Origin of the sequence: Mycobacterium colombiense CECT 3035, assembly GCF_002105755.1 — a bacterium.
In the GTDB taxonomy this organism is placed as follows: domain Bacteria; phylum Actinomycetota; class Actinomycetes; order Mycobacteriales; family Mycobacteriaceae; genus Mycobacterium; species Mycobacterium colombiense.
Genome location: NZ_CP020821.1, coordinates 5,389,556 through 5,408,014 on the forward strand (window position 1 = coordinate 5,389,556; position 18,459 = coordinate 5,408,014).

The window sequence follows — 18,459 nt, forward strand, 5'->3', positions numbered from 1 at the left end:
CTGGCGTGCATCGGAATTGACGCGTACGATCGCGACGTGTGCGGGGTTCGCGATGGCCGCCGCCGTGATCGGCGCCCGGTGGCAGCTGATCGCCTTCGCCGCGCCACTGCTGGGCGTGCTGTGCTCGATCAGCTGGCAGCGGCCGGTCCCGACGATTCACGTGCACGGCGAGCCCGACGCCCAGCGTTGCTTCGAAAGCGAGCAGGCGCACGTCAGGGTGTGGGTGACACAAGAAGGCACATCGGCCGTCCAGGTCACGATCCCGGACATCGTCGGCATGCAGCTCGAGATCCCCGAATCCGATGTGGGCCAGGAGAAGACCATCACTGCCACCGCGCAGCGCTGGGGCCGGTATTCCATCGGCGCTCGCGTCGACGCCGTCGCCCGTGGTGGCTTGCTCACCGGGACGGCCACCGTCGGGGCGGCCGAGGTCATCGTGTTTCCCTTGACACCGCCACAGCCGACGCCCATCCCGCAGACCGAACTGCTCGACCGGCTGGGCGCCCACCTGACCCGCCATATCGGGCCCGGAGTGGAATACGCCGACATCCGCCCCTACGTGCCCGGCGACCAACTGCGCGCGGTGAATTGGCCGGTGAGCGCACGCCGCGGCCAACTGCATGTGACGCAGCGACTGACCGACCGCGCCGCCGACGTCGTCGTGCTGATCGACGGGTATCGGCAGCCCGCGGGTCCGGCGACCGAGGCCACCGAGCGCGTCGTGCGCGGAGCGGCGCAAGTGGTGCAGACCGCGTTACGCCACGGCGACCGGGCCGGCATCGTCGCTCTCGGCGGGAACCACCCGCGCTGGCTGGGCGCCGACATCGGCCAGCGCCAGTTCTACCGGGTGCTCGACACCGTCCTGAACGCCGGCGACCGATTCGAACACACCACGGGCACGCTGGCGCCGCGCGCCGCGGTTCCCACCGGAGCGATCGTCATCGCGTTCTCCACCCTGCTCGACACCGAATTCGCCCTGGCGCTGATCGATCTGCGCAAGCGCGGCCATGTCGTGCTGGCCGTCGACATCCTGGACAGTTCGCCGTTCGAAGACGAGCAAGATCCCCTGGTGGACCGGATGTGGGCGCTGCAACGTTCCGCGATGTACCGCGACATGGCCACCATCGGCGTGGACATCGTGTCGTGGCCGGGCGACAGCGGCCTGGAGCAGTCGATGGGCGTGTTGCCGGATCGCCGCCGACGGTTGCGGGGGAGGCTTCGTGGATAACGCCGGTTCCGGGGGGCTCGCGCGGGTGGGCGCGCCCGCGTTCGCGACGGGTTTCGGCCTGCTGATGGTGGGGCTGGCGGCCGACGGTTGGCAGGCCCCCGCGGTGGCCGCCTGGGTGGCGGCGCTGATCGCGGTGGCGGTGGGCACCGTATTCCGGCGCGCCGCAACGGTTGCCGTGCTGCTAACGGTGATCACCGTGATGCTGACCGACCCGCCGCTGATCTTCGTCGCGCTGTCCGGATTGTCCGCCGCCGCCTACCTGGTCTGCCGCCACGGGGGCGGCGCGGCCGCCGCGGTGGTTCTGGACAGCTGGCCGAGCGCCGTTGGCGCCGTTGGGTTTACGTTCGCCGGACTGGTTGCGACGGCGTTTCCCCTGCAGCTGCCGTGGCTGCCGCTGGTGGCCCCGCTGGGCGCATTGGTGATCTACCTGCTGGCCATCCGCCCGTTCATGAGCTGACCACCGGCGCCGGACGCAACGGAGGGGCAGTCGAGCACTAAAAGCTGAACCTCAGGATGCGCGCAGACCGTGCGGTCGACTTGCTCCACCCCGCCATCCGTGTCGAGATTCGCAACCACGTCGGAAACAGATCCACCTCGGGCACACTCGTCAGGCTGGTCTCCTCGACGAGCTTGAGTTTGGGGTTCCAGCGTTCCGGTGTGTGGGGGTCGTTGTAACCCTCGAACGCACGGAGCTGGTTTACCTTCTTGAACATCTGCTGCGGGAACAACTTTGAGATCCACAGGCCAATCACCATGCGTCCGTAGTCGTTGAACGCCAGTTGTCCGGCGGGGAAGTGGTCGGTGATCCCGCGCATCACCGCGATGATCTGCTCCTTGTTGAGGAAGGGGAACAATCCGTCGGCGACGACGATGGCGGGGCGGTTCGCCGGAATCGCCGATATCCACTCGGGGTCGGTCACGGAGATTCCGATGGTGTGTTCGTGAGGTCCCGGTGGCATCACTTTGTCGCGCAGGGCAGCCAGCCCGGGCAGCTCGACGCTGTACCAGTCGATGGTGTCCGGCGGATCGATACGGGCGTACCCGTCGTCCAGCCCCGCGCCCAGATCGACCACCACGGCATCGGCGTATTGGGCGGTGAACGCACGTACTCGGTCGTCGAGAAGTTTTGCGCGCAGTGATGTCTGACAAACCACGGGTGTCACGAGCCCCAGGCCGTCGAAGTCGTAGTCGATCTTTGTCACGGCATCGGCGGCACCTGGGTCCGGCAGGATGGGGCGTGCCCATCCGTTGTTGATCGCACGAGCCTTCAAAGTCAAAAATGCGGTCTCTTCCTCCGCGGTGATGGCGCTGGTGTCAATGCCCATATGCGTGCCTCCTTGAACCTCGGTTGCCCTCGACTATACATCTGTGTAGTTTATCGTCCAGTCGTGTAATCTGTGGCGATGACCACGACGGATCCCGCCGATCTCACTGCCCGCGCCCGTATTAGGCATGCAGCGCTGCGCGAGTTCGGCGAAAAGGGATACGAAAGGGCGACGATCCGCAGCATTGCGGCGGCGGCAGGGGTGTCGTCCGGGCTGCTGCGGCACCACTTCGGTTCCAAGCAGGAGCTTCGTCAAGCGTGCGACGACTACCTCGTCAAAACCATGCGCGACCTGAACGCCCAGGTGCGCGACAACGCCAAACGCGGTGACGTGCACTACGTTTCAGCCCGTATTCCTCTTGGGCAATACCAGGACTACATCACCCGCGCCCTGGTCGAGGGCGGCGCCGGTGAGCTGTTCGACGCACTGGTGTCGATGACCGAGGAATGGCTTGCCTCGGCCGATGAACATCGTGCCGAGCCCGCCGATGTCGACGCCAAGTCGCGTGCCACGCTCATCACCGCAATGGCTCTTGCGGTGCCGTTGCTCCGCGATCACATATCGCGGGGCTTGGGCGTGGACGTCAACACCGCGGAGGGCGATCTGCGGGTCGCGGCCACCTTGGTCGACATCTATTCAAATCCGCTGTTGACGCCCGAACAGGCCAAGTCTGCGCGCGACGACCTCGCGCGCAGAACTGGGTAGCAGGCGAGCACTTGCAGCCGCCGCGTCAGTGCAGCAGCTGGGCGGCCTGGTCGGCGAGGTCGAGCAGCGGCTGCGGGAAGATGCCGAGCACGACGGTGACCGCGGCGCACAGCGCGATGGCGGCCTTGCTCAAAATGCCCGGCGCCACCACGTGCGGGGTGTCCTCGGTCGCTTCGGTGAAGAACATCGACACGATCACCCGCACGTAGAAGTACGCGGCGACCCCGCTGGCGACCACACCGACGATCACCAGCGGCGCGGCCCCGCCCTGGGCGGCGGCCTTGAAGACGGCGAGCTTGCTGACGAAGCCACTGGTCAGGGGGATGCCGGCGAACGCCAACAAGAACATCGAAAACATCACGCCCACAATGGGTGAGCGCTGACCCAGGCCCGCCCAGTGCGCCAGCGTGGCGTCCTCGACCCCGTCGGCGTCGCGGATCAGGCCGACGATGGCGAACGCGCCGACGGTGCTGAAGCTGTAGGCGAGCAGATAGAACAGCGTGGCGGACAGACCGGTGTGGTTGTCCGCGATGACGCCGGTGAGGATGAACCCGACGTGGGCGACCGACGAGTAGGCCAGCATGCGTTTGACGTCGGTCTGGTTCACCGCGGTGATGGTGCCGACCGCCATGGTCAGGATGGAGATGGTCCACAGCACCGGGCGCCACTGATCGTGCAGCGGCGGCAGCGCCACGTAGACAACCCGAAGCAGCGCACCGAAAGCCGCGACCTTGGTGGCCGCGGCCATGAACCCGGTGATGGGGGTGGGGGCGCCCTGGTACACGTCGGGAATCCAGGAGTGGAACGGAACGGCGCCGACCTTGAACAGTAGGCCGACCGACAGCAGCGCGACGCCGACCAGCGCCATCGAGGTGTCACCGTGTGCGGCAAGCGCATCGCGGATGCCGGTCAGCAGCAGCGTGCCGGTCGCACCGTAGAGCAGCGCGACACCGTAGAGGAAGAACGCCGACGAAAACGCGCCCAGCAGAAAGTACTTCATCGCCGCTTCCTGCGAGAGCAGGCGGCGGTGCCGGGCAAGGCCGCACATCAGGTACAGCGGTAGCGACAACACTTCCAGCGCAACGAACATGGTCAAGAGGTCGTTGGACGCGGGGAAGACCATCATGCCGCCGACCGACAGCAGCGCCAGCGGGAACAGCTCCGTCTGGGCGGCCCCGGCCCGCTCGGCCTCGCGTTCGGCGTCGCTGTCGGGCACCGCCGATGCCTGCGGGGTGAAGGAGTCCAGGCCGCCCTTGCCGGCCGCGCCGACTCCCACGGACACCCTGCTGTCCGCCCCGGCCTGCGTGCGTTCTGCGATGAAGATGACCGCCATCACCGCGACCAGCAGCACGGTGCCCTGCAGATACAGCGTCGGGCGGTCGATGGCCATGGCGCCCAGCACCGCGACCCGGCCCGAGCTTTGGATCGAGCGGCTCACGGCGATGACCGCGACGAACGCCGCGATCAGACCGGCGAGTGAGAGCGTCACCTGCCCGGCGTAACGAATTCGCCTGGGCAGGAACGCTTCTGCGAGGACACCCAGCACGGCGACGCCGAACACGATGAGCGTCGGGCACAGCAGGAAGTACTGAATGCTCGGGGTAGGCAGGGTCATCGCGGTCCTTCGGCGGTCCGGTGCAGGTCGGCCGGTCTGGGTGTTCCCATCGGGACGGCCGGCTTGGGGTCGTGCTGGCCGATGGTGGTCATGGTGTTCTCGACGGCGGGATTGATGATGTCGAGCACGGGCCTGGGATAGATGCCGAGCACCAGCAGCAGCGCGATCAGCGGTGCGACGACGACCAATTCGCGTGCGCGCAGATCGCCGATCCTCTCGTTGCCCTTGAGCACCGGCCCGGTCATCACACGCTGGTACAGCCACAACATGTAGACCGCGGAGAGCACCAATGCGGTGACCCCGAATGCGGCGGCCAGCCAGTACCGGTTGAAAGTGCCCAGCAGCACCAGGAATTCGCTGATGAACGGCGCCAGGCCGGGCAGCGACAGGGTGGCCATCGCCGAGACCAGGAAGGTGCCGGCCAGTATCGGCGCCACCTTCTGCACGCCGCCGTAGTCGGCGATCGCCCGGCTGCCGTGCCGCGATATCAGGAATCCCGCGATCAGGAAGACCGCGGCCGTGGACAGGCCGTGGTTGAGCATGTACAGCGTCGACCCGCTCTGCCCCTGGCTGGTCATCACGAAGATGCCCAGGATGATGAACCCGAAGTGCGAGATCGAGGTGTAGGCGATCAGCCGCATGATGTCGGTCTGGCCGATGGCCACGATCGCGCCGTAGATCACCCCGATGACCGCCAGCACGACGATCAGCGGACGGAAATACGTTGAGGCGCCGGGGAACAGCTGCAGGCAATAGCGCAACATCCCGAAGGTGCCGACCTTGTCCATCACCGCCATCATCAGCACCGCGGTCGCCGGGGTGGCCTCGACGGCGGCGTCGGGCAGCCAGCGGTGAAACGGCCAGAGCGGGGCCTTGATCGCGAACGCGAACATGAAGCCCAGGAACAGGGCCTTGAACACCGCCGAGTCCGCGCCGTACCGACCCGAGGCGACGCCCGCCACGATCTCGCGGAAGTCGAAGGTGCCCGAACCGTGCTCGGAGGTCACCACGTACAGCCCGATCACCGCGGCCAGCATGATCAGACCGCCGAACAGGTTGTACAGCAAGAACTTCACCGCCGCGCGCGACCTGCCCGTTCCGCCGCCGAAGCCGCCGATCAGGAAGTACATCGGGACGAGCATGGCCTCGAAGAACACGTAGAACAGCAATACGTCCAGGGCGATCACCGAGATCAGCACCATGGATTCGATGGCCAGCGTCAGCGCGATATAGGCCTGCACTCCGCGGCTGCGCTCACCGCCGTCGTTCCAGCCGGCCACCTGCAGCACCGGAATCAGCACCGCGGTCAGCAGCACCAGCACCACCGCGATGCCGTCGACGCCCAGGGTGTAGCCGGCGCCGAACGCCGGGATCCACTGATGGCTTTCGACGAATTGGTATGGCGCGCCGCCGGTCTTGAACCCGAGGGTGACCACGACGGCGATCGCCAGGGTCAGCGCGCCGAAGACCAGGCCGGTCCACTTGGCGAGCTGCCGCAGCCCGGGCGGCATCAGGATGATCAGCACGGAACCGGCCAGCGGCACCAGCCACAGCACGCTCAACCATGGAACGCTATTCACCAGCGCCCGCTCCTTTTCGTTTCGCCGCCGGAGGTCATGCGCCGCTCCTCCTCGTCGCTTCGCTCTGCATCGTCGCCGCCGCGAGTCACCACAGTCGCACCGCCAGGATCAGCGCGACCACCAGCACCGCGCCCGTCAGCATCGACAGTGCGTAGTTGCGGGCGAAGCCGGTTTGCAGCCCCCGCAGCCGATTTGACGTCGAACTCACCAGCGCGGCCAGGGCGTTGACCGAGCCGTCGACACCCGCGTTGTCGACGTCGACCAGCGCGCGGGTCAGTTGCGCGCCGGGGCGCATGAAGACCTCTTCGTTGAAGGCGTCGCCGTAGAAGTCCTTGCGCACGGCCGTCGTCAGCGCCGAGACGGACAGCGGCGCCACCCGCGGGATGGGTCTGGTCGCATACAACCGGTAGGCCACCGCGATGCCGATGACCACGACGCCCAGCGCCAGCGCGGAGCTGACCCAGACCGGGAACGCGTGCGTGACCTCTTCGTGCTTGCCGACGACGGGCTCGAGCCAGCGCTGCAGGGTGCCGCCCACCGCCAGCAGGCCACCGGAGAACACCGAGCCGACGGCGAGCAGGATCATCGGCCACGTCATCAGCCCGGGCGCCTCATGCGGGTGGGCGCCAGGGGCCCAGCGCTTCTTGCCGAAGAAGGTCATCAGCATCACGCGCGTCATGTAGAACGCGGTGACGCCGGCGCCCAGCAGCGCGGCGCCACCCAGCAGGTACCCCTGCAGGCCGCCCGAGGCCAGCGCCGCCTCGATGATGGCGTCCTTGGAGAAGTAGCCCGCGAAGGGCGGCACGCCGATGATGGCGAGGTAACCCAGGCCGAAGGTGACGAACGTAATGGGCAGCGCCGCACGCAAACCGCCGTAGCGGCGCATGTCCTGCTCTTCGTGCATCGCGTGAATCACCGCGCCGGAGCCGAGGAACAGCCCGGCCTTGAAGAAACCGTGGGTGAGCAGGTGCATGATCGCGAAGGCGTAGCCGGCCGGGCCGAGGCCCGCCGCCAGCACCATGTAGCCGATCTGGCTCATCGTCGACGCCGCGAGCGCCCGCTTGATGTCGTCCTTGGCGCAGCCGATGAACGCCCCGAGCAGCAGCGTGACCGCACCCACGATGACCACGGCCAGCCGTGCCTCGGGGGACAGGTTGTACAGCGGATTCGACCGCACGATCAGGTACACACCGGCCGTCACCATGGTGGCGGCGTGGATCAGCGCGGACACCGGGGTGGGGCCCTCCATCGCGTCACCCAGCCAGGCCTGCAGCGGGACTTGGGCGGACTTGGCGCAGGCGCCCAGCAGCAACAGCAATCCCATGGCGGTCAGCGCACCGTGGCCGGCGGCGGGCGCGCCGGCGAACACCCCGGCGTACGACAGGGTGCCGAAAGTGCTGAACATCAAGAACATTCCCAGCGCCAGCCCGGCGTCGCCGACCCGGTTCATCACGAAGGCCTTCTTGGCCGCGGTGGCCGCGGTCGGCTTGTGGTACCAGAAACCGATCAGCAGGTAGGACGCCAGGCCGACGCCCTCCCAGCCGACGTAGAGCACCACGTAGTTGTCGGCGATCACCAGCAGCAGCATCGACGCCAGGAACAGGTTGAGGTAGCCGAAAAACCTTCGGCGGTCGACGTCTTCGGCCATGTAGGCGACCGAATAGATGTGGATCAGCGACCCGACCCCGGTGATCAGCAGTACGAAACACACCGACAGTTGGTCTATTTGCAGCCCGAGGTCGACCTGGAGCTGGCCGACCGGGATCCAGCTGAACACCTTCTGGTGAATGAAGCGGTCGTCGCCCGCGCGGCCGAGCAGCTCCGAGAGCAGGCTCAGGCCCACCCCGAACGCCGCGAGGGCGGTGGCGCAGCCCAGCCAGTGCCCCCACCGGTCGGTGCGTCGCCCGCCGAACAGCAGGATTGCGGCGCCCGCCAATGGCAGCGCGACCAGCAGCCAGGTGTTTTGAGTCATCGTGGCGTCTTCAGCCTTTGAGTAGGTTCGCGTCGTCGACGGACGCCGATTTGCGGGTACGGAAGATGGTCATGATGATGGCCAGTCCGATGACCACCTCGCAGGCGGCGACCACCATCGTGAAGAACGCGATCATCTGCCCGTCCAGGTGGCCGTGCATCCGCGCGAACGTGACGAACGCGAGATTGACCGCGTTGAGCATCAGCTCGACGCACATGAACATCACGATGGCGTTGCGGCGCAACAACACACCGGAGGCCCCGATGGTGAACAGCAGCGCCGAGAGGTACAGGTAATTGGCCGGATTCACGACGTACCGCCTTGGGAGAGAGTCGGGCTCGGCTCGGGGGACGGGGACGGGGTCTTCTTGCCGTCGGCGCCGCGGCTTTGCAGCATCGGCGAGACCGACAGCTTCGAGTACGAGCCGTCCGGCAGCAACGCGGCCACGTCGACGGCGTTGTGGCGTGCGTACACACCGGGGCTGGGCATGGGGGTGGGGTGTCCGCCCGAGCGGAACCGTTCCTGCGAGAGCTCGCGCTGCGTCTTGCGGCGCTCGAAGCGCTCGCGGTGCGCCAGCACCATCGCGCCGACGGCGGCGGTGATCAGCAGCGCGCTGGTGAGCTCGAACGCCCACAGGTACCGCGAAAAGATCAGTGCCGCCAGCCCTTCCACGTTGCCGTTGGCGTTGGCGGTGGTCAGGCCCGCGAAGCCGCCGGTGGTCAGGTTGCCGATGGCGGCGATCAGCAGGATGCCGAACCCGACACCGGCGGCGACTCCGGCGATACGCTGACCGCGCAGCGTCTCCTTGAGCGATTCGGCGGAGTCCACACCGATGAGCATCAGCACGAACAAGAACAGCATCATCACCGCGCCGGTGTAGACCACAACTTGAACCACACCCAGAAACAGCGCGTCCTGGATCATGTAGAAGATCGCCAGGATGATCATGGTCATCGCCAGGAACATCGCCGAGTAGACGGCGTTGACGGCGGTGACCACGCCGATCGCGCCGATCACCGCCAGGACGCCCAGCACCCAGAAGGCGACCGCTTCGCCGGTGGAGGTGCGGACGATGGTGTCCTGCGCAAAACTTGACGCCACGACGACGGCGTGGCCGGTCAATCCGGTCACCGGGAGTCTCCGGCTTGCTGGGTCTGCCGCAACCCGTGTGCGGTCACATTGCCTTGGTAGTAGTCCTTATCGGTGGCGCCTTCGGCCCTGGGGTGCGGCGGCGCGAGCATGTCCTGCAGCAGCGGCGCCAGCAGCCGGTCCTTCTCGTAGATCAGGTCCGCGCGGTTGTCGTCGGCCATCTCGTAGTCATTGGTCATCGTCAGCGCCCGGGTGGGGCACGCCTCGATGCACAGCCCGCAACCGATGCACCGCAGATAGTTGATCTGGTACACGCGGCCGTAGCGTTCCCCCGGCGAATACCTGAGTTCCTCGGTGTTGTCCGCGCCCTCGACGTAGATCGCGTCGGCCGGGCATGCCCAGGCGCACAATTCGCAGCCGATGCACTTCTCCAGACCGTCCGGGTAGCGGTTCAGCTGGTGGCGGCCGTGGTAGCGCGGCATGACGGGGCCCGGCTTTTCCGGATACTCCTCGGTGACATTGCGTTTGAACATCGACCCGAAGGTCACGCCGAACCCGGCTATGGCGTCCAAGAATTTAGCCACGGGCTTTCTCCTTGCTCGCCGCCGCCAGGGATTTCTGGGCCGTCGATGGCAGCGGCGGTGTCGGGAATACGGGTGTGGAGTCGAGTGCGGTCGGTAGCTTCTTCGCCTCGCGGCGCAGCTGTTTCTCCAGCGCGCGAATACCCGGCGCGCTGAACGGTTTTCGCAGCAACAGCACGAGCGCGGTGGCGAACACGGCGCTGCTGACCACCAGGATCGGGGTCCAGTGCGCGTAGCCCTGGTTCTGCAGCGTGCGGATGACGGCGGCGATCAGCACCCAGACCAGCGAGGCGGGGATCAGCAGCTTCCAGCCCAGCCCCATGAACTGGTCGTAGCGCAGCCGGGGCAGCGAGGCCCGCAACCAGAAGTAGACGAACAGGAAGGTCCACATCTTCGCGGTGAACCAGAGCACCGGCCACCAGCCGGTGTTGGCGCCCGCCCACATGTTCAGCGGCCACGGCGCGTGCCAGCCGCCGAAGAACAGGACGGTGGCCAGCGACGAGACCGTCATCATGTTGACGTACTCGGCCAGCATGAACATCGCGAACTTCAGCGACGAGTACTCGGTGTGGAACCCGGCGACCAGCTCACCCTCGGCCTCGGGCAAATCGAAAGGCGCCCGGTTGGTTTCACCGACCATCGAGATGAGGTAGATGACGAACGACGGCAGCAGCAGGAACGCGTACCAGACCCGGTCCTGCGCGGCGACGATCTGCGACGTCGACATCGTTCCGGCGTAGAGGAAGACCGCCGCGAACGACAGCCCCATCGCCACCTCGTAGGAGATGACCTGGGCCGTCGAGCGCACCCCGCCCAGCAGCGGGTAGGTGGACCCGGAAGCCCAACCGCCCAGCACGATTCCGTAGACGCCGATCGCCGACAACCCGAGGATGAACAGCACCGCGACCGGCAGATCGGTCAACTGCAGCGGCGTGCGGTGGCCGAACACCGACACCACCGGACCGAACGGGATGAACGCGAAGGCGGTGAACGCCGGAATCGTGGAGATGACCGGCGCCGCGAAGTAGACGAACTTGTCCACCCCACCGGGAGTGATGGTTTCCTTGAGCGCCAACTTGATTCCGTCGGCCAGGCTCTGCAGGACGCCCCACGGTCCGGCTCGGTTGGGCCCGGGCCGCCGCTGCATCCAGCCGAGGATCTTGCGTTCGAGCAGAATCGCCACGAGCACGTTGAGCATGAGAAAGACGAAGATCGCCAGCGCCTTGCCGAGCACCAGCCACCAGGTGTCGTGTCCGAAAACGGTCAAGCCGGTCATGAACCAACTCCGATCTTGACTGTGCTGCCGACCGATACGCCGAGCTGGCGATGCACCGCCGAGGCGGGCGAGTTCACCGGAAGCCAGACCACCCGGTCGGGCATGTCGGTGATCATCAGCGGCAGGCTGATGGATCCGTGTGACGTGCTGACCGTGATCGCGTCGCCGTCGGCGGCGCCGATCTCGGCGGCCGTGTCGGCGGATAGCCGGGCGACGGGTTTGCGGGCGGTGCCCGCCAGATGCGGCTCGCCGTCCTGCATCCGGCCGTTGTCCAGCAACATCTGCCAGCCGGCCAGCACCGCCTCGCCCGAGGCGGGTTGGGCCGGCTCCGGGGCCGCGACGTCCGGGTTCGCGGCGCGCTTGCCGTCCCAGTGTCGCAGCGCGTTCAGTTCTTCGCGGGCCGCGGCGACGGTGGACATGCCCAGGTACACGCCCATCTCATCGGCCAACGTGTCGAGCACCTGATGGTCGGATTGGCCGGCGTCCTGGGTGTTGCGCAGCGCCGGGTCGAACGGCCGGAAACGGCCCTCCCAGTTGACGAATGCACCGGCCTTCTGCGTCGTCGACGCGACCGGGAAGACGACGTCGGCGCGTTCGGTGACGGCGCTGTGCCGCAACTCCAGGCTGACCACGAAGCCGACGGCGTCCAGCGCCGCCAGCACCGCTTGCGGGTCGGTGAAGTCGTTCGGATCGACACCACCCACCAGCAGCGCGCCCAGCGTGCCGTCGGCGGCGGCGGCCAGCATCGCGTCGGCGTCACGTCCACTGCCGGAAGGCAATTCGGACACGTTCCACGCCTGGGCGACCTGCGCCCGGGCGGTCTCGTCGTCGACCGGACGGCCGCCGGGCAGCAGGCCCGGCAGCGCACCGGCCTCCAGCGCGCCGCGCTCGCCGGCGCGACGCGGCACCCAGGCCAGGCGGGCACCGGTGGTGTCGGCGAGCCGTGCCGCCGCGGACAATCCGCCCGGCACCGTGGCCAGGCGCTCGCCGACCATGATGACCGCACCCGGCGTGGAGAGCAGGTCGCCCACCTCGCCGGTGGCCAACCCGTCGAGCGCCGAAGCTTCGGCGCCGGGAACGGTTTTGATCAGCCGCCCGGCCATCTTGGTCAGCGCGCGGGTGGCGAACGGCGCGATGGCGTAGACCGGCAACCCGTGCTTGCGGGCCGCCTTGCGCAGCCGCAGGAACACGATGGGCGACTCGTCCTCGGGCTCGAAGCCGACCAGCACGACGACCGGGGCGGATTCCAGGTCTGCGTAGCTGACCGTGATCGGCTTGCCGGCGATGCGGGCGGCCAGGAAGTCGGCCTCCTCGGCCGAGTTCGGCCGGGCGCGGAAGTCGATGTCGTTGCTGTCCAGCACGATTCGCGCGAATTTCGAGTAGGCGTAGGCGTCTTCCAGGGTCGCCCGGCCGCCGACCAGCACGCCCGCGCGGCCGCGCGCCGCTTCGAGGCCCTTGGTCGCGACGGCGATCGCGTGCGACCACGACGCCGGTTGCAGCGAGCCGTCGGCGTCGCGGATCAGGGGAGTGGTGAGCACGTCGGGCTGGGTCGCGTAGGTGAACGCCCACCGGCCCTTGTCGCAGTTCCACTCCTCGTTGACCTCGGGGTCGTCGCCGGCCAGCCGGCGCAGTACCTTGCCGCGGCGGTGGTCGGTGCGCTGCGCGCAGCCGGACGCGCAGTGTTCGCAGACGCTGGGGCTGGAGACCAGGTCGAACGGGCGGGCCCGGAACCGGTACGACGTCCCGGTCAGCGCGCCCACCGGGCAGATCTGCACGGTGTTGCCCGAGAAGTAGGAGTCGAACGGTTCGTCGGCGTAGATGCCGACCTGTTGCAGGGCGCCCCGCTCCTGCATGTCGATGAAGATGTCGCCGGCGATCTGCTCGGAGAACCGGGTGCAGCGCGCGCACAGGATGCAGCGCTCGCGGTCCAGCAGCACCTGCGAGGAGATGTTGATCGGCTTGGCGAACGTGCGCTTGACGTCGGTGAAGCGAGAATCGGCGCGGCCGTTGGACATTGCCTGGTTCTGCAGCGGGCATTCGCCGCCCTTGTCGCACATCGGGCAGTCCAGCGGGTGGTTGATGAGCAGCAGTTCCATCACGCCGTGCTGGGCCTTGTCGGCGGCCTCCGACGTGAGCTGGGTGCGCACCACCATGTCGTCGGTGGCGACCGTCGTGCACGACGCCATCGGCTTGCGCTGACCCTCGACCTCGACCAGGCACTGCCGGCACGCGCCGACCGGCTCCAGCAGCGGGTGATCGCAGAACCGGGGAATCTGGATGCCCATCAACTCGGCGGCCCGGATCACCAGAGTTCCCTTGGGAACGCTGATCTCGTTGCCGTCGATGGTCAGCGTCACCATCTCCGGCTGGTCTACCTTCTTTTCCGTGTCGGCGGCCTGCGTCACGCCTTACCTCCGTCCGCCGTCAGCATGGAGTCTCGGGGATCGAAGGGGCATCCGCCGCCCTCGACGTGTGCGACGTATTCGTCGCGGAAGTACTTGATCGACGACATCACCGGGCTGGCGGCGCCATCGCCCAACGCGCAGAACGATTTTCCGAGAATGGTGTCGGAGATGTCCAGCAGCTTGCCGATGTCCTCGCTGGTGCCCCTGCCGGTTTCCAGCCGCTCGTAGATCTGGTCGAGCCAGAAGGTGCCCTCGCGGCACGGCGTGCACTTTCCGCACGACTCGTGCTTGTAGAAGTAGGTCCAGCGCCGCACGGCGCGCACCACGCAGGTGGTCTCGTCGAAGATCTCCAGCGCCTTGGTGCCCAGCATCGAGCCGACGCCGCCGACGCCCTCGTAATCCAGCGGCACGTCGAGGTGCTCGTCGGTCAGCAGCGGGGTCGACGAGCCGCCGGGCGTCCAGAACTTGAGCCGATGCCCGGCGCGCACACCGCCTGCGTAGGCGAGCAACTCCCGCAAGGTGATTCCCAGCGGCGCCTCGTACTGGCCGGGCCGGGCCACGTGGCCCGACAGCGAATACAGCGTGAAGCCAGGGGATTTCTCGCTGCCCATCGAGCGGAACCAGTCCACGCCGTTGCCGATGATCGACGGCACGCTCGCGATGGTCTCGACATTGTTGATCACCGTGGGGCAGCCGTACAGCCCGGCGACGGCGGGGAACGGCGGGCGCAGCCGCGGCTGGCCGCGCCGGCCCTCCAGCGAGTCCAGCAGCGCGGTTTCCTCACCGCAGATGTAAGCACCGGCACCGGCGTGCACCACCAGCTCGAGGTCGAAGCCGGATCCGTTGATGTCGCGGCCCAGGTAGCCGGCGGCGTAGGCCTCGGCCACCGCGTTCTGCAGGCGGCGCAGGACCGGCAGCACCTCCCCGCGCACGTAGATGAAGGCGTGGCTGGCGCGGATCGCGTACGCGGCGATGATGACGCCCTCGAGCAGGACGTGCGGGGTCGCCAGCATCAGCGGAATGTCTTTGCACGTACCGGGTTCCGACTCGTCGGCGTTGACCACCAGGTAATGCGGCTTGGCGGCCGCCCCGGTGTCGCCCTGCGGGATGAACGACCACTTCGTGCCGGTCGAGAATCCCGCGCCGCCGCGCCCGCGCAGTCCGGAGTCTTTCACCAGCCCGATCACCGCGTCGGGCTCCATCGCCAGTGCCTTCTTCATCGCCTCGTAGCCGCCGTGCCGGTGGTAGGTGTCGAGGGTCCACGACTCGGGGTCGTCCCAGAAGCGGCTGATGACCGGGGTCAGCGGTGTCGCCTGCGAAGTGTCAGAAGTCGTTGTCATCACTGGCTTTCCGGCGCGCTGGGCGCCTGCATGCCGTGTTCCTTGGCTACCTTCAGGCCGGCCAGGGTGGCCGCCCCGGCGCCGCCCTGGCCCTGGTCGGGACGCTCGTCCGGCAGGCCGGCCAGGATGCGCGACGTCTCGCGGAAGACGCACAGCGGGGCGCCGCGGGTGGGCGGCTGCGGCTCACCGGAACGCAGCGAGTCGACGAGTTCGCGCGCGGACTCCGGCGTTTGGTTGTCGTAGAACTCCCAGTTCACCATCACCACCGGTGCGTAATCGCAGGCGGCGTTGCATTCGATGTGTTGCAGAGTGACCGAGCCGTCCGCGGTGGTCTCGTCGTTGCCGACGCCCAGGTGTTCTTTCAGGGAGTCGAAGATGGCGTCGCCACCCATGATGGCGCACAACGTGTTTGTGCAGACACCCACCAGGTAGTCGCCGGTCGGGCCGCGCCGGTACATGGTGTAGAAGCTCGCCACCGCGGACACCTCGGCCCCGGTGAGTCCGAGCTGCTCGCCACAGAACTCCAGGCCCGCCGGTGTCAGGTAGGAATCCTGCGATTGCACCAGGTGCAGCAACGGCAACAGCGCCGAACGCTTGTTGGGGTAGCGGCCGATGATCTCCTTGGCGTCGACCTCCAGCCGGGCCCGCACCTCGGGCGGGTACGTCTTGGGCGCGCCTTCGACGACGAACGCGTTGGGTTCGTCGGGTGGCGGACCGAGGCGGAGGAAGACCGGCTGCCCCTGCGGCCCGGTCACCGGTCCACCCCGCCCATGACCGGGTCGATGCTGGCGACCGCGGTGATCAGGTCGGCGACCATCCCGCCTTCGCACATCGCCGCCACCGACTGCAGATTCGTGAACGAGGGGTCTCGGTAGTGCACCCGGTAGGGCCGGGTGCCGCCGTCGCTGACCATGTGCACCCCAAGCTCCCCGCGCGGCGATTCGACCGCGGTGTAGACCTGGCCGGCGGGCACCCTGATGCCCTCGGTGACCAGTTTGAAGTGGTGGATCAATGCCTCCATCGAGCCGCCCATGATTTTGGCGATGTGTTCCTGTGAGTTGCCCATGCCGTCGGGGCCCACCTTCAGGTCGGCCGGCCAGGCGATCTTGCGGTCCTCGACCATGGTCGGGCCCGGCTTCAGCTTGTCCAGACACTGCTCGACGATCTTGATCGACTCCCACATCTCGTTGACGCGAATCATGTAGCGCCCGTAAGCATCACACGTGTCTTCGGTGATTACGTCGAATTCGTAGTTTTCGTATCCGCAGTACGGTTCGCTCTTGCGCAGATCGTGAGGTAACCCGGTGGCGCGCAGGATCGGGCCGGTGATGCCCAGCGCCATGCAGCCGGTCAGATCCAGGTATCCGACGTCCTGGGTGCGGGCCTTCCAGATGGCGTTCTCGTTGAGCAGGCCGCTCATTTCGCGCAGCACCTGCTTGAGTCCCTTGAGGCCCTCGACGATTTCGGCCTCCGCATTAGGCGGCAGGTCCTGCGCCACACCGCCGGGGCGGACGTAGGCGCTGTTCATTCGCAGGCCGGTGATCGATTCGAAGAGGGTCAGCACGATCTCGCGTCCGCGGAATCCGACGAACATCGGGGTCATGGCGCCCAGTTCCATGCCACCGGTCGCCAGCGCCACCAGGTGCGACGAGATCCGGTTGAGCTCCATCATCATCACCCGGATGACGTTGACCCGCTCCGGAATCTGATCGGTGATGCCGAGCAGCTTCTCCACACCCAGGCAGTACGCCGTCTCGTTGAAAAACGGTGAGAGATAATCCATCCGGGTCACGAACGTGACACCCTGGGTCCAGTAGCGGTACTCGAGGTTCTTCTCGATGCCGGTGTGCAAATACCCGATGCCGCACCGGACGTCGGTGACCGTCTCGCCCTCGATCTCCAGGATCAGCCGCAACACCCCGTGCGTGGACGGATGCTGCGGCCCCATGTTGACGACGATGCGTTCGCCGGGATCGACCCCGCGGGCCGCCTCGACGACCTTGTCCCAGTCCTGGCCGCCGGCGACCACGAAGGTCTCGCCGGCGCCGTCGTGCGTCGATTCAGTGGTGGTGCTCATCAGTTGTACGCTCTCCGCTCGTCGGGCGGGGGTATCTGTGCGCCTTTGTATTCGACCGGGATCCCGCCGAGGGGGTAGTCCTTGCGCTGGGGATGCCCGTGCCAGTCGTCGGGCATCTCGATCCGGGTCAGCGACGGGTGCCCGTCGAAGATGATCCCGAAGAAGTCGTAGGTCTCCCGCTCGTGCCAGTCGGTGGTCGGATAGATCCGGAACAGCGAGGGGATGTGCGGATCACCTTCGGGCGCAGACACTTCCAGGCGGACGCGGCGATTGTGCGTGATCGACTGCAACGGATACACCGCGTGCAGTTCGCGTCCCGTCTCGTGCGGGTAGTGCACCCCGCTGACACCCAGGCACATTTCGAAGCGCAGCCGCGGGTCGTCACGCAACCGGTGGGCGACCTGCTCCAGCGCGTCGCGCCGCACGTGCAGCGTCAGCTCGTCGCGGTACACGACGACTTTTTCGATGGCGTCGGTGAATTCGACGTCGGCCTCGCTCAGCGCCGCGGCCAGCGCATCGACCACCTCGTCGAAGTAGCCGCCGTAGGGCCGCGGGCTGCTGCCGGGGAGCAGGACCTCGCGCACCAGCCGGCCGTAACCGGACGTGTCACCCGAGCCCTTGGCGCCGAACATGCCGCGGCGCACGTCGATGACTTCTTCGTCGGCGCGGCTGATCGCTTCTTTGGGATCTTGGTCCGGTGAGCTCATCGCAGCAGTCCGCGCATCTCGATCGTGGGCCGGGCCGACAGCGCCGCCTGCTCGGCTTCGGCGATGGCTGTTTCCCGGTTGACGCCCAGCGGCATCTCCTGAATCTTCTCGTGCAGCTTCAGGATTGCGTACAACAGCATCTCCGGTCGCGGAGGGCAGCCGGGCAGGTAGATGTCCACCGGGACCACGTGATCGACGCCCTGCACGACCGCGTAGTTGTTGAACATCCCACCGGATGACGCGCACACCCCCATGGCCAGCACCCATTTCGGTTCGGCCATCTGGTCGTAGATCTGTCGCAGCACCGGAGCCATCTTCTGGCTGACGCGCCCGGCGACGATCATCAGATCGGCCTGCCGGGGGGTGGCCGAGAATCGCTCCATCCCGAACCGCGCGATGTCGAATCTTGGCCCGGCCGTTGCCATCATCTCGATGGCGCAGCAGGCCAGCCCGAACGTCGCCGGCCACAGCGAGTTCTTGCGGACGTAGCCCGCGACCTTCTCGACCGTCGACAGCAAGATCCCGCCGGGCAGCTGTTCCTCAAGACCCACGTCTTACC

Annotated in this window: 17 protein-coding genes; 3 read left to right on the forward strand and 14 right to left on the reverse strand. The window is 67.2% G+C overall.

What is annotated here, in order from left to right; translation table 11 throughout:
* Positions 1–52: 52 nt before the first annotated feature.
* Both B9D87_RS25490 and B9D87_RS25495 read left to right on the forward strand, forming a co-directional pair.
* Positions 53–1,228, forward strand: coding sequence for a DUF58 domain-containing protein (locus B9D87_RS25490; RefSeq protein WP_080598593.1), 1,176 nt, complete (start codon positions 53–55; stop codon positions 1,226–1,228).
* A complete protein-coding gene (locus B9D87_RS25495; RefSeq protein ID WP_007772900.1) occupies positions 1,221–1,685 on the forward strand; it encodes a hypothetical protein in 465 nt (154 codons plus the stop codon). Before B9D87_RS25490 ends, B9D87_RS25495 begins: the two co-directional genes overlap by 8 nt.
* Before the next feature lie 37 nt (positions 1,686–1,722).
* Here B9D87_RS25495 and B9D87_RS25500 read toward each other — a convergent pair whose 3' ends face one another.
* Positions 1,723–2,553 carry a class I SAM-dependent methyltransferase gene (locus B9D87_RS25500; RefSeq protein ID WP_007772899.1) on the reverse strand — a complete coding sequence of 277 codons (831 nt, stop codon included), beginning with the start codon at positions 2,551–2,553 and terminating at the stop codon, positions 1,723–1,725.
* 78 nt (positions 2,554–2,631) lie between these two features.
* Between B9D87_RS25500 and B9D87_RS25505 the strand changes: the two genes are divergently transcribed.
* A complete protein-coding gene (locus tag B9D87_RS25505) occupies positions 2,632–3,258 on the forward strand; it encodes a TetR/AcrR family transcriptional regulator (RefSeq protein WP_007772897.1) in 627 nt (208 codons plus the stop codon).
* A 25-nt stretch (positions 3,259–3,283) separates the two neighbouring features.
* On the opposite strand, the gene nuoN is transcribed toward B9D87_RS25505, so the two are convergent.
* The 13 genes from nuoN to B9D87_RS25570 all read right to left on the reverse strand — a co-directional run bounded on the left by nuoN (position 3,284) and on the right by B9D87_RS25570 (position 18,451).
* Positions 3,284–4,873, reverse strand: coding sequence for an NADH-quinone oxidoreductase subunit NuoN (nuoN, locus tag B9D87_RS25510; protein WP_007772895.1), 1,590 nt, complete (start codon positions 4,871–4,873; stop codon positions 3,284–3,286).
* Positions 4,870–6,453 carry an NADH-quinone oxidoreductase subunit M gene (locus B9D87_RS25515; RefSeq protein ID WP_007772894.1) on the reverse strand — a complete coding sequence of 528 codons (1,584 nt, stop codon included), beginning with the start codon at positions 6,451–6,453 and terminating at the stop codon, positions 4,870–4,872. The genes nuoN and B9D87_RS25515 overlap by 4 nt, the downstream gene beginning before the upstream one ends.
* Before the next feature lie 85 nt (positions 6,454–6,538).
* Positions 6,539–8,425 carry an NADH-quinone oxidoreductase subunit L gene (gene nuoL / locus B9D87_RS25520; RefSeq protein WP_007772893.1) on the reverse strand — a complete coding sequence of 629 codons (1,887 nt, stop codon included), beginning with the start codon at positions 8,423–8,425 and terminating at the stop codon, positions 6,539–6,541.
* 10 nt (positions 8,426–8,435) lie between these two features.
* Positions 8,436–8,735 (reverse strand): NADH-quinone oxidoreductase subunit NuoK, encoded by a 300-nt coding sequence (gene nuoK, locus B9D87_RS25525; protein WP_007772892.1) that lies wholly within the window; start codon positions 8,733–8,735, stop codon positions 8,436–8,438.
* Entirely contained in the window at positions 8,732–9,526 is a 795-nt protein-coding gene (locus B9D87_RS25530) for an NADH-quinone oxidoreductase subunit J (RefSeq protein WP_174320946.1), read from the reverse strand. Before B9D87_RS25530 ends, nuoK begins: the two co-directional genes overlap by 4 nt.
* A 26-nt stretch (positions 9,527–9,552) precedes the next feature.
* Positions 9,553–10,098, reverse strand: coding sequence for an NADH-quinone oxidoreductase subunit NuoI (gene nuoI / locus B9D87_RS25535; RefSeq protein ID WP_007772890.1), 546 nt, complete (start codon positions 10,096–10,098; stop codon positions 9,553–9,555).
* On the reverse strand, positions 10,091–11,362 hold the full coding sequence (gene nuoH / locus B9D87_RS25540) for an NADH-quinone oxidoreductase subunit NuoH (protein WP_007772889.1): 1,272 nt from the start codon (positions 11,360–11,362) through the stop codon (positions 10,091–10,093). The genes nuoI and nuoH overlap by 8 nt, the downstream gene beginning before the upstream one ends.
* 5 nt (positions 11,363–11,367) lie before the next feature.
* Positions 11,368–13,776: an NADH-quinone oxidoreductase subunit G gene (locus B9D87_RS25545; protein ID WP_007772887.1), complete on the reverse strand. Its 2,409-nt coding sequence runs from the start codon at positions 13,774–13,776 to the stop codon at positions 11,368–11,370.
* A complete protein-coding gene (gene nuoF / locus B9D87_RS25550) occupies positions 13,773–15,116 on the reverse strand; it encodes an NADH-quinone oxidoreductase subunit NuoF (protein WP_007772885.1) in 1,344 nt (447 codons plus the stop codon). Before nuoF ends, B9D87_RS25545 begins: the two co-directional genes overlap by 4 nt.
* Positions 15,116–15,871: an NADH-quinone oxidoreductase subunit NuoE gene (nuoE, locus tag B9D87_RS25555; protein WP_007772884.1), complete on the reverse strand. Its 756-nt coding sequence runs from the start codon at positions 15,869–15,871 to the stop codon at positions 15,116–15,118. Before nuoE ends, nuoF begins: the two co-directional genes overlap by 1 nt.
* Complete coding sequence (gene nuoD, locus B9D87_RS25560) at positions 15,868–17,193, reverse strand: NADH dehydrogenase (quinone) subunit D (RefSeq protein WP_007772883.1); 1,326 nt, start codon at positions 17,191–17,193, stop codon at positions 15,868–15,870. The genes nuoE and nuoD overlap by 4 nt, the downstream gene beginning before the upstream one ends.
* A complete protein-coding gene (locus B9D87_RS25565) occupies positions 17,193–17,900 on the reverse strand; it encodes an NADH-quinone oxidoreductase subunit C (RefSeq protein ID WP_007772882.1) in 708 nt (235 codons plus the stop codon). Before B9D87_RS25565 ends, nuoD begins: the two co-directional genes overlap by 1 nt.
* Positions 17,897–18,451, reverse strand: a complete 555-nt coding sequence (locus tag B9D87_RS25570) for a NuoB/complex I 20 kDa subunit family protein (RefSeq protein ID WP_007772881.1) — start codon at positions 18,449–18,451, stop codon at positions 17,897–17,899. Before B9D87_RS25570 ends, B9D87_RS25565 begins: the two co-directional genes overlap by 4 nt.
* Between the last annotated feature and the right edge of the window lie 8 nt (positions 18,452–18,459).